The following is a 15,498-nucleotide window of genomic DNA, read 5'->3' as shown; positions in this document are numbered from 1 at the left end:
TAGCCTTGCAGAGTTAGGACAATACTCAGGATGAAGGATTCAAGCGCTACAGTTTCACAACTTGCCTTGCTGCAACAGAAACTCCATTCGGCCAAACTTGCCCTTGATGAAGTTAATGAAGATAGAAATGCAAAGTTACAGACATTACTCCAATTTATTGGTCACTTAAGCCTCGCCTGTAAAGGGCAAAATCTTGAGCTGGATAATAAACTCGCCAAACTTCGCCATAACTTAAATACGTTTGAGCGAGTCGATGAGGCATTGCCAGAATTAGTTGATGTCGAGCGCCTGCTAAAAGGCCAATATCACCATGTGATGGTACAACTCGAAGAGAGTCGTACTGGATTGTCACAGGTGATCCGTCAGATCCAACGCGTTAACTCAGCACCTGAAAAACTCAAAAAAGAAGTCAATTACTTCAAGCAAGATCTGGCTAAACCTTTTCATACTGTGTGGGAATATATACCTAAAGTTAAGCAAATCATTGGCTTCTACGAAACCATATTACAGCTACAATTTAGCGAATCTGAAAAACTTGATGTCTTACCAAAGCACAGGCAACTAGCCCATGAGCTGGCGCAGATGATTTCGGAAATCGAGTTCCGTAAAGATCAACGTGACCAAGTATTAGTGATCAAAGAAGTACTCTCTTCTGAGATTGAAGTTGATAGCTTGCTCGAAGCCTACCAAACCATTTTAGCGTTATTGCTTGATAACATCGCCCGCGAGAAATCGGCATCCCAAGAGTTTTTGTTTGCACTCAATGATGCCTTAGCCGCGGTACGTGAGGTGGTGAGCGAGTCTTACAATCACAATCAACGTAGCTTCCAATTAAAAACCCAGCTGAATCGTGAGATTAACACCCGCGTCGATAACGCAGGTGAAATCATTATCGATGTGGAAGACGTCGTTGACCTTAAAGCTCAACTAACAGAGCAACTTAACTCTATCCGCTCGGCATTAGCCCGTAAAGAAGCCCTAGAGCAAAGAGAGCAAGCCTTGTTGCGCAAGTCGATGGAGACAATGCGCAAAGAGCTTAATGAGTTAAGTAGTGAGGCTAACACCTACAAAGAGCGTTTGTTTGAACAACAAAAACTCAACTTACTCGACAGCTTAACTCAATTGCCTAACCGTGCTGCATTAGAAGAGCGCATGGAGCTAGAATACCGTAACTATCAACGGCATAAGTCCCCGTTGTGGGTTGCCGTTGCCGATATCGATCACTTCAAAACCATCAACGACAGTTTTGGCCACAGCACAGGTGATAAAACCTTGCAAGTTATAGCAATGGCATTGAAAAACTCCCTGCGAGATACAGAATTTGTAGCCCGCTATGGCGGTGAAGAATTTGTACTGCTATTACCTGATGTGGCCCCTGCTGATATCGCTCAACTTTTAAACAGAGTGCGCGAGAAAGTAAAAAATATTCCATTTAAATTTAAAAATCAGAGAATTACAGTTACAGTATCTATAGGGGCTGCGCAAGTTATGGGAAGTGAACTCATACATGAGACCTTTGAACGCGCCGATGCAGCACTCTACAAAGCGAAACACGAAAGCAGAGACAGGGTTGTGATTGACGTATAATTAAGCCCCACTATACGCCTCCTCTAATCACTCCTGTCATGACGAAGGAGTGGTAAATGATAGTAAAAGTCAGCCCAAAAGGCAGCATGGATCAGCTTTCGCAACTTGAAGTTGATCGACTCAAAAATAGTGCCAAAAGTGCCCTATACCAACTGTACCGCAACTGCTCCTTAGCAGTGCTTGCCGCGGGTTTAAAAACCGACAACTCTAAAGCCCTATTCGAGCAATACCATGATTTCGACATCAACGTTCTACAACGGGAGCGTGGTGTAAAATTAGAACTGGTCAATCCCCCCGAACAAGCCTTTGTCGATGGTCAAATTATCACGGGAATTCAAGAGCATCTGTTCTCAGTCTTACGCGATATCCTTTATATCAGTGATAGATATGACTCACTAAAACACATTAATCTGACCAATGCCCACCATATCACCAATGTGGTGTTTGATATTCTGCGTAATGCACGGGCGATAGCACCGATGAAAGACCCTAATGTGGTCGTCTGTTGGGGCGGACACAGTATTAATGCCATCGAATACCAGTACACACGTGAGGTAGGTTATCAACTTGGCCTAAGGGAATTAGATATTTGTACTGGCTGTGGTCCAGGTGCGATGGAAGGTCCGATGAAAGGTGCGGCGATAGGCCATGCCAAGCAACGGATTAAAAATGCACGATATATTGGTTTAACTGAACCAAGTATTATTGCCGCCGAGCCACCAAATCAAATTGTCAATGAACTGGTGATCTTACCCGATATTGAAAAGCGCCTCGAAGCTTTCGTGCGCTTAGGCCATGGTATTATTATCTTCCCTGGCGGTGCTGGCACGGCTGAAGAATTACTCTATATATTAGGTATTTTACTTAACGAAGAAAACCAACAAACACCTTTCCCGCTGATACTCACAGGCCCAACGGAGAGCGCAGATTACTTCATTAAGATTGATGAGTTTATTGCCTCAACCTTAGGACCCGAAGCTCAGAAAAAGTACCAAATTATCATTGATAATCCCACTGAAGTGGCACGCATCATGAAGCAAGGAATGGAGCAAGTAAAAGCCTATCGCCGCTCAACGGGTGATGCTTACCAATATCAGTGGGCACTGAAGATAGAGTCTGAATTCCAGCTACCTTTTGTCCCGAGCCACGAGGTGATGGCAAACTTGGACTTGCACTTCCAAACCAATAAAGCCGAGCTTGCCGCCAACCTTCGTAAAGCGTTTTCGGGTATAGTGGCGGGTAACGTCAAGTCGGAAACAATCAAGCACATAGAGCGTGATGGCCCCTTCCAATTAAAAGGCGATCCCAAGCTCATGGATATGATGGATAAACTCTTAAGTGCATTTGTACAACAACAAAGAATGAAGCTTCCAGGAAGCGCCTATATTCCTTGCTATCAAATAGTGAAATAGAGAGCGAAGCAACAACACCCCATGAACAAGTTTTTAATCATCGATGGTCTCAACTTGGTTCGCCGCATCTATGCGGCGATCCCCGATGAATCCGATATGCAAAGCCTCACAGAGCGCGTCAGTTTGGCATGTACTAAACTGCTGCGGGTGCATCGCCCTACCCATGTGGCTATCGTGTGGGACGGTGATGAAATCTCATGGCGTAAACAGCTTTACCCCGATTACAAAAAAGGCCGTAAACCTATGCCAGAGCCGCTGGCAAAAGGCCTTGCTGCGCTGCAAGATCACTTAACCATGATGAACATTGGCTCTATTTATGCGGCGGCTGAAGCCGATGATGTGATTGCCACTCTAGCGATAAAAACCGCCAAAGCGCAGGGTGAAGCCATAATTGTGTCCACCGACAAAGGGTTTAGTCAGCTCAATCATCGCCAAATCAGCCAGTGGGATCACTTTAATCAGCAGTACTTAGATATCGCTGCATTGGAACAAAAACTCGGTGTCGAACGCAATCAATTTCTCGACTTGATGGCGTTAGCTGGCGACAGCGGTAATAAAATTCCCGGTATTGCAGGCATAGGCCCTAAATCAGCCGCCGAATTATTGAAAACCTTTAGAAGCTTACCAACCTTGTTTTCATCGCTATCTAACTTAGGCGCTAAACAGGCCAAAAAACTTGCCGAAGGTAAGGAGATGGCAAGACTCAGCTATAAGCTCGCACAGTTACAAACAGACCTGCCACTCAATATTAATTTAAAAGATTTTCGCGTGATGAACTCCTTGCCTGATAATAACTGCCTGCCTGAAAACCCAATCAATCCAGCCTAAACATCTGTTAATATAAAGTTGCAATTAACGCATTTACCTTAGAACAACAAAAGCGTATTTTATGGACGTAATAACGTGACTCATTTAATGAGGTAAAGGAATAACTGTAAATGAAATCAAAAGTTTCGGTAATCATCGGTAGCATTTTCGCCGCCTACGTCGCCTTTGTCGCTGTGGTGGTACTCGTTTATGAACCTACGCCAGATGACATGAGTTGGGAGGACAGACAATCCTATAACAGCCAAAAAATGAACGAGTTAGCGCTAGGGCAAAATATCGTTTCAGTAAAACAGTTACTAGGTAAAGCTGACTTTTCAGAGGCCAAAGCCGTAAAAGAAACCAAGCTACAGGTGCTCTTTTATCGCACTCACCATGAAAAATCAGACGGTGTGACCACGAAAGAGGAATGTACCCCACTTATTTTTAAAAATGATCAATTGATTGCTTGGGGCCAAGATACCTATAAGCAATATCTCGATGCAGATACTGAAACAGCCCTCAGCTCTGCCCAAGAGACATTAACCAGTAAATAAATACGACTGACAGTTAAATAAAAACGCCACCGAATCGGTAGCGTTTTTATTTTGACAATCAACGAATTGACTCAATTGTAAAACAACTAAGCCAATTTCCTATTCATCATCGGCCTTATACTCAACATAGGCTTCACCTTTGCTGAGCCATTCTGGCGCAGGTTTTCCCTTCAGATAATGGTCGAAATATTGCATCATGCGAATGCTGTAATCGAGCTTGTTCGGGTACTTTTTCAAGTGATGCGGCTCATCCTCGTATTGCAAGAACACCACCTCTTTACCCGCACGGCGCATGGCTAAGTACATTTCAACACCTTGTTCCCAAGGCACTGCATCGTCCTTATCACCAAACATGATCATCAAAGGCGTTTGAATACGGTCAGCATAAAATACTGGCGAGTTTTCAATATACTTTTGCGGCGCGGCAAACAAACTTGCGCCAATACGACTCTGTCCGGTTTCATATTGGAACTGACGCGCAATACCTGTGCCGTGGCGAATACCGCTATAGGCACTGGTCATGTTCGATACTGGAGCACCTGCAACCGCCGCCTTAAACATCTTAGTTTGAGTAATGGCAAACGCCGTTTGATAGCCACTCCAAGAATGACCTTGCAAACCAATAGCATCGGGATCGGCAATGCCTATCTCAATCAGCTTTTGCACGCCAGACGTGAGCGCTTGTACTGAGCTCGCCCCTGGGTAACCAATTTCAAAGCGAATGTCCGGTAGGAACACCGCATAACCATTATTGATGTACCAAGCAAAGTTAGGTCTGTGGTTAATGTTCATCTGCGGAAAGGCGTGCAGTCTATCCGTCATAAAGCGATAGTAATAAACCAGTACAGGATAGCGCTTACCCGCTTGATAATTCGTCGGCTTGATCAGCACGCCATCTAACGGTTTACCATCGCCATTTGTCCAGTGAACTAACTCGGATTGGCTCCAGTTAAAGGCTTGACGCTGCTTATCTAAATCGGTTTGCTTAACTGCATTTTGCGGTGCGCTATAGTTAGCCGTATATAAGTCAGGGAATAAGTCAAAACGCTCCTTAGAAAACACGATAGTATCGCCGTCTTTACTGCGTCCCAATACTGTCAGCTTATACTCACCTTGCATCAACGTCTTCACGCCCGCTTCGCCCAAGGTGGCTTGATAAAAACCATCGGCCTTGGTTTTATCACTATAACCGTGGAGTAACACAGTGGCGTTATAGGCAAGCTCTGTCGGCTCATCGGGATTATCGACTAAGCCCTCAAGGCGATATTGAATTTTCTGGGTGCGCCCTTTACCTGCGGTTAAGGCAAAACCCGCCTTAGATTCGGTATTAAACTGCCAAACATCGTATTTGTCGTAAACCAAGAAACCCGCATCATTTTTAAGCCAAGGACCAAAACCATATCCTGGAGCACTGGATGGATAATCGTGGTCTTCATCGGCAAAACTGACCTTTAGGGATTTTGTGAGATTAGTGCGACGGTCCTGTGCAATATCATAGAGATACACATTACTTTGCTGATAATAAGCCACATACTTGCCATTTCCCGACAGCGTAGGCTCGGCATCACTCGGCTGTTGTGTCAAAAATGGCACTTTACTGCCAGTATTAATATCGACCAGATAATAATCTTGGTAGAAGCCCGCCCACGTCGCCATCTTGCGATAGGGCAAATCTGAACTGGCCAACATAAAGCGTTTATGTTGTGAAATCGTCACATCTGGAACAGTTTTATCGCCAAGCTGCACCACGTTATTCGAACCTAAATGCAATACCGCAAGGTAAGTGCGTTTTTGCTCGTCCTCATATTGCTTGATTTCATTAGGCTTAATACGAGGATCATCCCCATGCCATACCTTAAGCCCACGCTGTCCAGTGACAATATTTGTATCGAACAGGTCTTTTTCTTCGGTGATCTTCTGCAAACTGAGCTGCTGACTCACCTCAGGTACGCGGCCAAAGAACAGCCGTTCGCTATCCAATGAGAAGCTTAAGCTAGTGTAGCGATTCAGTTTCCACTCGGGTGATTCTGGGGGGGTACTGATTTTGCCCGACAGCAAATCCACCAGCGATAACTGATAGCTGCGGCCATAAGGTAACTCGCTGTCTTTGCCCTGCGTAAATGCAAGCCAACGACCATTTTTAGCCAGCGCTAACGCACCAATCTGTTGGCTAGGCGAATCAAAGGCAACGGTTTTTTTGTGAGTGTTTAAATCGACTAACTGCAATTGATGTTGCTTATTGGTGATATCGTTCACTGCCAGCGCGAGTCTACGGCTTGCCTTATCAAAAACATAGCCAGTAACCTGCTCGACATCAATTCGCTTTGTTTGGTCTTCTAAACTGAGCAACGTAAAACGTCGACCTTGGTCAAACTTATCGACCTTTGGCTTATCAATATTCGCAGGGCTTTGTGTGCCTGCTTCAGCGAGTTTTTCGGTAGTTTTAGGCTCAGCATCTTTTTTGGACTCTTCATCAGCCTCAAACCAAATCGCCAGATGCTTACCGTCATCACTGAACACAAATTCCTTCACACGCTCGAAGCGAGTTTGCGTGCCAGTTTGAGTATCGAGCAACACCATGTCGGATTTGAGCTTTTTCTTCGCCTTGGCATCACTCGTCTCACGCGTAAGCAAACTCGGTTTAACCACCACAGCCACATAACGACCATCATGGTTCACCAAGGGATCTGACGCACCCGAGATTTGATAGCTTTGCTGCGACAGGACATTTTTCACAATGACGTGACTATCCCCGCGATCGGGCGCAGACTCGACCGCGATGACTTGCCCCTTGTCTGCAATAATCGGCTTTTCAAGGGATTCAAAATGCATAATGTCTGTTAGGGTGAGCGGTTTAGTGCTGGTATCAGCCTGCACTGCTGGCAATATTCCGAGGGATAACAAAACCAGAGATGTGATAGGGATTAACTTCAATGTCTTCCTCTTTTATATATTTGTTAGACTAAAGTAGACTTTTTTAACCATTGGCTCTCCATCATGGTGAGAACCCAGTATTTTTACAAGTTATACCACATAAAAAATCGTGATATTGCTCACTATTTCCTGTGAAGTTTGACCAAAGATGGTTAAAATAATAGGCAGAAAAAATACCAAATTCATAGTCCTGCTATCCAGTTAGCACTGGGGCAGACAATTGCAGTAACGACGAACCGTGGAAGGACTTCTCCATGTCAAAAAGAACGATAACCGTAATTCCAGGTGATGGAATTGGCCCAAGTATTATTGATTCAGCCTTAAAAATTCTTGATAAAGCGGGCTGTGATTTTGAATATGAATTTGCCGATGCCGGCCTGACTGCACTTGAAAAGCAAGGCGAGTTACTGCCAGCACGCACTTTAGAACTCATTGAAAAAAACCGTATCACGCTGAAAGGGCCGCTGACGACTCCCGTTGGTGAAGGCTTTACTTCTATCAACGTAACCTTGCGTAAGAAATTCGGTCTGTATGCTAACGTACGCCCAGTACTGTCTTTCAAAGGTACCCAAGCCCGTTACGAAAATATCGATATCATCACAGTACGTGAAAACACCGAAGGCATGTATTCTGGCCATGGTCAAAAAGTGTCTGAAGATGGTTTAACGGCAGAAGCGACCAGTATCGTCACTCGCCAAGGTGCTGAGCAAATCGCCACTTTCGCCTACGAACTAGCTCGCAAAGAAAACCGTAAGAAAGTCACTATCGTGCACAAAGCTAACATTATGAAGTCAACGTCAGGCCTGTTCCTGAAAGTGGCCCGTGAAGTGAGCCTACGTTACCCAGACATCAAAACAGAAGAAATGATCGTCGATGCAACGTGCATGAAGTTAGTGATGAACCCAGAAAACTTCGATGTGATCGTGACAACCAACCTGTTCGGTGACATTTTATCGGACCTGTGTGCCGGTTTAGTGGGTGGTTTAGGTATGGCACCTGGCGCAAACATTGGCCGTGATGCTGCGATTTTCGAAGCCGTTCACGGTAGTGCGCCTGATATCGCTGGCAAAAACCTCGCAAACCCAACCTCAGTGATTTTAGCGTCTATCCAAATGCTGGAATACTTAGGTATGGCTGACAAAGCTGAGCAAATCCGTAAAGCGGTATCTGCAGTGATCGCAGAAGGCGACCGTACGACTCGCGATTTAGGCGGCACTCACGGCACGACTGACTTCACGCAAGCTGTGCTTGAGCGTCTGTGATCTCAATGCTAAGCGCGTTTAAGACGAGCCTATAACGCGCGTTTTCAAGTAAAAGCTTAAAAGAAGCAAGCGCTTGAAACTCAAATGAGTAAACACGAAAAAGCCCCAAAGTTTCCTTTGGGGCTTTTTGTTATCTAGCTTTTAAACCTGCGTGGCTTTATACCCGCGTGACAATTACCATTCTAGCGACAACAAGATCACCGCAGGGTTAGCACTGGAATTAATTCCAAGCGGTATTAGGGCGTAGCCATAAATGCACTGTCACTTCATCACGGTCGTGATAAAGATGCTTACACTGCACTTTAAAATCAGTCACACCATTCTCTTTAAGAATCGTCTGCATGGTCTCAAGGATAGCAGTCACTTCTTTATAGCGGCTCTTCATCGGTAATTTAAGGTTAAAAATCGCTTCCTTAAACCAACCGTTAATCGCCCAAGCTTCAATCAGTTCGGCAACACGCGCAGGTTTCTCAACCATGTCGCACACCAGCCAATAGATATTTTTACGTTGCGGTTCGAAACGGAAACCGTCTTCACGGTAATGTTTCACTTGGCCCGTTTCCATCAGTTTTTCATCCATAGGGCCATTATCAACTGCCGACACAAACATGCCGCGACGCACCAGTTGATAAGTCCAGCCACCAGGGCAAGCGCCCAAATCCACTGAGTTCATGCCACTGCGAATACGCTCTTCTTGCTCTTCCTTAGGCACGAATTGGCCAAAGGCTTCGTCGAGTTTCAGACTTGAACGACTCGGTGCATCCGCCGCCATTTTAAGGCGTGGAATGCCCATAAAATGTGGCGAACTGTTATTACTGTAGGAATAACCCACATAGGCACGGCCGGGGCCAATAAAACACACGTGGATAATCGGACGTTTGGGATTTTCCTGCGCGAGCAAACTGCCCGATTTTTTCAAATGCTGGCGTAAAGGCACAGTGAACTTACGGCAAAAAGCCGAGAGCTCTTTCGCTTCGTTAGTGTCAGGTGTTTCAACCCGCACTTCACCCGCTTTACTGACGTCACTGAGCGCCGCAACGATTGGGCTTATTCTGTCATTTTCAGGCAAGTCGACTAACAAGTCGCTAGCAGCAAACATCTGGCGGGCGAAAATGAGCGAATCTAAAGGTAATTGTTTGACTAACGTATCGGCAGCGTCGTCTTCAAAACATTGGTATACAACATAAGCGTCGTTATTGTTGGCCTTAACAAAGCCACCCACATTGAGCTCACCGGCTCGCTGTTGGATTTCTGCAGCGCATTCTTTTTCAAAGCCTGCGCGGCAAAATAAAAATAGGTTTTTCATGGGGATCCCTGAGAAATCCAAGCCAAAGCATTGGCTGACTATCGATTTGGGCGCCAGTATACCAATTTCAATCCACAAATGCCCTATTTGCCTACTGCTGAACCTTGAATTGCGATTAGAGAAATAAAAAAGGCTTAGGTGCGCCCTAAGCCTGTTAACTCACATAAGCATCAATGATTAAGACTCATGACCGTCGATAACTTTGTGACGCCATACCGCGGCGGCAAATAATAACCAACCGAGTAAGAAACAACCACCACCCATAGGCGTAATAGGACCTAACCACTTAGTCCCAAACAAAGCCAGTCCATATAGTGAGCCCGAAAATAGTACTATGCCTGCGACAAAGAGATATGCCGACCAGTCCAGTAAACGCGAGGTTAACCATTGGCCCGAGAAGGCAACCATGATGAGGGCAAAGGTATGGTAGAAATGATATTGCACACCTAAGTTAAAGACTTCAATTAAGTTTGGTGGCGCGACCGCTTTTAAACCATGGGCACCAAAAGCCCCTAAGGCGACGGCTAAGAATCCGCTCACGGCGGCGAGTAACAATAAACCTTTACGCATTTAACGCTCCTGCTGGAATGGGATTAACTCATTCAACATTTATTCGCTCAACATCAAGCTCACGAATAAAATCACTTGATAAATCAATAGCACGTGCAAGGTTAGCGGCTTCACTAGTGCCTGACGACTTTCTTGGGACAAAACTATGATCGCCGTCGGTTATCCAAGCCAATCCTATCTCAGCTTTCAAGGGCCAGCTTGGGATCTGCGCTTTGTCACCAAACTTATCCCGCTCACCCTGTACGACTAATACTGGGACTTGGCATTCATTCAAAGGTTCCAATCTAGGCTCGCCGCCTTTGAGTGGCACAAAAGGATAACCTAAACAAATCACCCTATCGATGCGCGCTGCTAATGCAGGATCGCAGGCTAATAGGGCCGCCATACGACCGCCCATGGATTTCCCCATTAACACCACACGTTCAACTTGTGGTTGTGAGTGGGCGATATCGAGCATCTGTGTAAAACACGCGAGCAATTTAGGCGCACGGTCCGGTGGACGCCGTTTACCATCTACAGCATTCGCCTGCATATAAGGAAAATTAAAGCGCATCACTCGGAAGCCCTGAGCAACGAATCCCGCCGACATGGCCTGCATAAAATCAGAATCCATGTTAGTACCCGCACCGTGGGCCAATAAAATCAAAGTACTCGCAGGCTCCCCTTCTAATACATAACTCGGCTTATCCGGGCAACAACTCACTGCGAGACTCCTCGGCAAACATGTCTAACATCCATTCACGAAACGCCACCACTTTACCCAGCTCAGCATGGTTTTGCTGGCAAACTAAGTAGTAAGCATCTTTACTGACCAAGACTTCTTGGAATGGGCACACAAGTCGCCCAGCTTTGATATCGGGGCGAGCCAGCACGCTGTAACCCAGAGCAACCCCTTGACCGTGGGCCGCCGCCTGCAATACCAAAGACGAATGACTGAAAATAGGTCCTTGATTCACATTAATATCGGTAATGCCACATTGCCTAAACCACGCCTGCCAATCGTGACGATTCATATCATGTAATAGCGTGTGATACTTTAAATCGCTCGGTTTTGAAAGTGGTTTAGGACCGTTGAGCAACATGGGCGAACACACGGGAATAAGCACTTCGTTTCTGAGCTTATCTGCACGTAGCCCAGGCCAATTACCTAAGCCATAATAAATAGCCACATCCACATCATCGGTTAATGAACTCGCTTCAGTATCAACGGCCTTTATTCGCACATCGATATCGGGATTTTTCTCACTGAATTTAGCCAAACGTGGCACTAGCCATTGAATCGCAAAACTGGGTGACATACTGACCGTCAGCGAACCAATCGCACTGCGGGCGAGTAATCTGTCGGTGGCATCGGCAAGCTGAATAAAGATATCTTTGATGTCGAGAAAATAGCTTTGCCCTTCTTCGGTTAATAGCAAAGAACGGTTCTTTCGACGAAATAATTTTAATCCGAGGAAATCTTCTAATGCTTTTATTTGATGGCTCACCGCAGCCTGTGTAACAAACAATTCTTCCGCTGCCCGCGTAAAGCTCAAATGCCGCGCGGCTGCCTCAAAAGCTTTAACCGCATTAAGCGGTGGTAATCGTCTCGACATAGTGATCTCAGTCTCGTTTTTTAATTAGTTTTTCTAATCCGTATTGTTACATTTAATCGTTTGTAAAGGCCAGCGTTTTTGGTTAAATTTTGCGCCAATGAAACAGCTTATCAACGAAACACCAATAGCGATGAAACATCCATAGCTATGAAATACCTAAGTTAGACAATCTCAAAGTTGGTGATGGGAATGTCTGATAGCGTTACTTTGTCAGCCCGGAGGCGACTATGTTCAATTTAAAATCGGCATTTGCGTTAATATTAGTCTCAGCACTCAGCTTTAATGCCAGTGCAAATGTACTCGTTGACGAAATCGTCATTGACACAAGCGACTTGCAAGCCAATATCACTGCAGATTTAACCGCTGCAATGAATAAAATGCACCAAGAAGTGCTGCAAGAAGCCACTCTGTTGATTGCCACTGACGATGTCACATCTCATCAGCAAGTCGTTAAAGCCGAATAACCTAAACGACACTTAAATTCAGGTCACCATCAGTAAGACCAAAGAAAAAGCCGCATTAATATGCGGCTTTTTTGTACTTGAATAGCAAATCAATCCCACTGACGATATACGGCAATGGGCAAGTTTTCGCCCGACTTATGGACGATACACTTTCACGTTCGTATAGCCTTGCTCGATTAAATACAATGCCTGCAATTTACTCATCACCCCACGCTCACAATAGAGCAAATAAGTCTTTTGCTTATCGAGATCGGCAAACTGAGTCGCTAACTTGAAGAATGGGATACGCTTTATCTCAATACCTTCAATTTGCAGCGGTTTGCTTTCCTCTTCTTCAGGGGCTCGAATATCAATGACCACTTGGTTAGTATCGATACTGGCAACCGTTTCTGTCTCAGTAATCCGAGTATCCATTTGTTCTGCGATCTCCCTGATATCGATAGTGACAGATTGGGCGATGATCTGATCGATCAAATCCTCAGAAAACTTTTTCTCTTCCGCTTCAACCTTAGCTAATACCGCTTTTACCGTCGGCTTTTGCGAAATTACGCCGCAATATTCAGGCATTGATTTAGCAAAATCTTCGGTGCCGATTTTACGGCTCTCGTTGATAATGTCTTGCTTATCCATGGCGATTAAGGGACGTAGAATCAATAACTCAGTACAACGGTCGATGACGTTTAAGTTGGTCAGGGTCTGGCTAGACACTTGGCCTAAACTTTCACCGGTAACTAAGGCTTGAATGCCCATACGCTCGGCGATACGCGCCGCGGTACGCATCATCATGCGTTTCAATACAACGCCCATTTGACCGTTATCGATACGCTCTAAAATCTCAGCAACCACAGGCTCAAAAGGCACGGAGATAAACTTCACTTTATGGGATTCACCGTAGGTTTTCCACAAATGGTAAGCTACTTGTTTAACACCAATTTCGTGCTGTGCGCCGCCCAGATTGAAGAAGCAGTAGTGGGTACGAGCGCCTTTTTTGATAAATTGATAGCTAGAGACGCCAGAGTCAAAACCACCCGAAATCAAGGACAATACATCTTCCTGTGTTGCCATCGGAAAACCGCCTAGACCTTCAATACGCTTAGTCACCATATAAAGGTTATCGCGCTCAATCTCTAAATTAACAGTAATGTCCGGATTCTTTAAACGTACGCCCAGCGCATCGGTAAACTGGTTTAAGCCACCACCGACATAACGCTCAACTTCAATAGAATTAAAATCATGATCGCCAGTACGCTTTACTCGCACGCAGAAGGTTTTACCCGCGAGTTGGTCACGGTAAACAGGTAAGACTTGCTGATAAATATCATCAACAGATTCAAAGCTGTACTCATCCACTTGCACTACGTGTGCAATGCCAGGAATACACGCCAGACGCTCACCGAAAGCTTGGGCCAATTCAGGCTTATCCTTTGGTACCATCACCATAATGCGGTCCCATTGACGCTGCACTTTTGCATCTTCGTCAACTTTTTTAAGCACATTACGGATGTTAGTTTCGAGCATTTTGGTGAAGCGCATGCGTACAGGCTTGCTCTTCATCATGATTTCTGGATACAGCTTTACAATAAACTTCATGGGATTTCCGCGGCAATTTTAAAACAGCAAAATTGGTTAAAAGAATAATCGGGGGATTATATACCCAAGCAACCTAAAAAGGCGAGTTTCAGCGCACATAGCCAACAGCCACACAGGCCACATTTATGGCGTATTCATTGCGTATTCATTGCGTATTCATTGCGTATTCATTGCGTATTAATGACTAAATCACGGCAGCTAATTAGGCTGAAATAATATCACTAAAGCCTATTCGAGTGGTTTGAATTACCCTGCTTGAAATAAGTGATTTGAGATGAATCATTAACAATAAGTCGTTGAGGGATAATTAAAGAAAACTTAGGGATTACACACTCAATGTGATTAACGTAAAGCCCAAATGGATTTAAATCAACCACAGCGATTTGATGCAGAATACGTTAACTAAAAAGGGAAAAGTCCACATTAACTCGATAAAAAAGCCGCAAGATTATTGCGGCTTTAGATTTGGAAAGTATCTAAACACTTAAGGCGAATTACCGATCTGAATTTCTTCAGACTCCTTAGCTTTACCTTGCTCAATAGCAATTTCAACCCTGCGGTTACGGGCACGATTTTCCGGAGAATCGTTAGGCACAATCGGATTGTTAGACGCCATACCAACCACTTTCATTCGATTAGAATCAAAGCCGCTGACCTGTACTAACTCATGGGCCACTGCCACGGCACGTTTGCTGGATAAATCCCAATTAGAACTATAGAGCTCATCGCTTATTTGCATATCATCCGTATAACCTGACACTGTGATGACACCTGGCACATCTTTTAACAATTCGCCGACTGAGCGTACCACAGGTTTAAATCGAGGCTGCAGGAAACCTGAGCCAGAAGCAAATGAACCCTTCTCACGTATACGAATAATAATCTGCTGACCTAATGACTCAATTTCAATCGCTCCATCAGTGATCTCTTTATTGAGCTCCTGCGCCATCTTCTTCACTTGCTGATTGATCTTTTCTTGCGCCGCTGCCGCTTCCGCTTTAACCGCATCGGCAACTTCTTGCGCCGTAGCACTCGCTTCGCCACCCCGCTGAGAACCATTTTGCTGCTGCACGCCGCCCGCACTATCGTCTTCACCCGCTTGGAAATCCAATACAGGTTCAGTCATTTCATTCGTTTGCTGGTTAATGATTTCAATCGGAGTCGGATCGGGGCGTCCTGGTCTAAATTCTAAGGCAATGACAGAAGTCCCTTTCGGGATGTCTTTAACTTCCACCTTATTTTGCACACCAAAGGCATACTTCATTGAGCCCGCGATCTGCTTAAACTTCATCACGTCCATTTCAGAAAATGACAATAACAATACGAAGAAACACATCAACAGCGACATCAAGTCGGCAAATGTTGCAAGCCACATCGGTGCTCCGGGCAGTGGACAGTTGCACTTAGCCTTAGCCAT

13 protein-coding genes are annotated in these 15,498 nt (G+C 45.1%); 6 read left to right on the top strand and 7 right to left on the bottom strand.

The features are described from left to right. Positions 1–30: 30 nt before the first annotated feature. The 4 genes from L5M37_RS09785 to L5M37_RS09770 all read left to right on the top strand — a co-directional run bounded on the left by L5M37_RS09785 (position 31) and on the right by L5M37_RS09770 (position 4,360). Entirely contained in the window at positions 31–1,587 is a 1,557-nt protein-coding gene (locus L5M37_RS09785) for a GGDEF domain-containing protein (protein WP_105249767.1), read from the top strand. A gap of 56 nt (positions 1,588–1,643) precedes the next feature. After that, complete coding sequence (ppnN, locus tag L5M37_RS09780; protein ID WP_263200294.1) at positions 1,644–2,999, top strand: nucleotide 5'-monophosphate nucleosidase PpnN; 1,356 nt, start codon at positions 1,644–1,646, stop codon at positions 2,997–2,999. A 21-nt stretch (positions 3,000–3,020) separates the two neighbouring features. Next, the gene (gene xni / locus L5M37_RS09775; protein WP_263200292.1) at positions 3,021–3,827 is read left to right on the top strand and encodes a flap endonuclease Xni; all 807 of its coding nucleotides are present in this window, start codon (positions 3,021–3,023) and stop codon (positions 3,825–3,827) included. A 110-nt stretch (positions 3,828–3,937) separates the two neighbouring features. After that, positions 3,938–4,360: a DUF3192 domain-containing protein gene (locus tag L5M37_RS09770; RefSeq protein WP_263200290.1), complete on the top strand. Its 423-nt coding sequence runs from the start codon at positions 3,938–3,940 to the stop codon at positions 4,358–4,360. 99 nt (positions 4,361–4,459) lie between these two features. Here the strand turns inward: L5M37_RS09770 and L5M37_RS09765 are convergent, their stop codons facing one another. Then, positions 4,460–7,294, bottom strand: coding sequence for a prolyl oligopeptidase family serine peptidase (locus L5M37_RS09765; RefSeq protein ID WP_263200288.1), 2,835 nt, complete (start codon positions 7,292–7,294; stop codon positions 4,460–4,462). Between the two features lie 254 nt (positions 7,295–7,548). Between L5M37_RS09765 and L5M37_RS09760 the strand changes: the two genes are divergently transcribed. Further along, positions 7,549–8,556, top strand: coding sequence for an isocitrate dehydrogenase (locus L5M37_RS09760; RefSeq protein WP_028760682.1), 1,008 nt, complete (start codon positions 7,549–7,551; stop codon positions 8,554–8,556). A gap of 220 nt (positions 8,557–8,776) precedes the next feature. Here the strand turns inward: L5M37_RS09760 and rlmM are convergent, their stop codons facing one another. From rlmM to L5M37_RS09740, 4 genes are all read right to left on the bottom strand, one after another. Beyond that, complete coding sequence (gene rlmM / locus L5M37_RS09755) at positions 8,777–9,862, bottom strand: 23S rRNA (cytidine(2498)-2'-O)-methyltransferase RlmM (RefSeq protein WP_011846285.1); 1,086 nt, start codon at positions 9,860–9,862, stop codon at positions 8,777–8,779. A 177-nt stretch (positions 9,863–10,039) separates the two neighbouring features. Beyond that, complete coding sequence (locus tag L5M37_RS09750) at positions 10,040–10,432, bottom strand: DUF423 domain-containing protein (RefSeq protein WP_011918954.1); 393 nt, start codon at positions 10,430–10,432, stop codon at positions 10,040–10,042. 28 nt (positions 10,433–10,460) lie between these two features. Then, positions 10,461–11,135 (bottom strand): alpha/beta family hydrolase, encoded by a 675-nt coding sequence (locus L5M37_RS09745; RefSeq protein WP_263200286.1) that lies wholly within the window; start codon positions 11,133–11,135, stop codon positions 10,461–10,463. After that, positions 11,116–12,027 (bottom strand): transcriptional regulator GcvA, encoded by a 912-nt coding sequence (locus tag L5M37_RS09740; protein WP_105249769.1) that lies wholly within the window; start codon positions 12,025–12,027, stop codon positions 11,116–11,118. Before L5M37_RS09740 ends, L5M37_RS09745 begins: the two co-directional genes overlap by 20 nt. A gap of 227 nt (positions 12,028–12,254) precedes the next feature. On the opposite strand from L5M37_RS09740, the gene L5M37_RS09735 reads away from it, so the two are divergent. Further along, positions 12,255–12,491 (top strand): hypothetical protein, encoded by a 237-nt coding sequence (locus L5M37_RS09735; protein WP_198572079.1) that lies wholly within the window; start codon positions 12,255–12,257, stop codon positions 12,489–12,491. A 135-nt stretch (positions 12,492–12,626) separates the two neighbouring features. Here the strand turns inward: L5M37_RS09735 and thiI are convergent, their stop codons facing one another. Both thiI and L5M37_RS09725 read right to left on the bottom strand, forming a co-directional pair. Further along, positions 12,627–14,081 (bottom strand): tRNA uracil 4-sulfurtransferase ThiI, encoded by a 1,455-nt coding sequence (gene thiI, locus L5M37_RS09730; RefSeq protein ID WP_028760687.1) that lies wholly within the window; start codon positions 14,079–14,081, stop codon positions 12,627–12,629. 484 nt (positions 14,082–14,565) lie between these two features. Next, entirely contained in the window at positions 14,566–15,498 is a 933-nt protein-coding gene (locus L5M37_RS09725; RefSeq protein ID WP_263200284.1) for a flagellar motor protein MotB, read from the bottom strand.

It is taken from the genome of Shewanella sp. SM69 (genome assembly GCF_025653985.1).
Taxonomy (GTDB): domain Bacteria; phylum Pseudomonadota; class Gammaproteobacteria; order Enterobacterales; family Shewanellaceae; genus Shewanella; species Shewanella oncorhynchi.
This window is presented reverse-complemented; position numbering and strand designations above follow the sequence as displayed.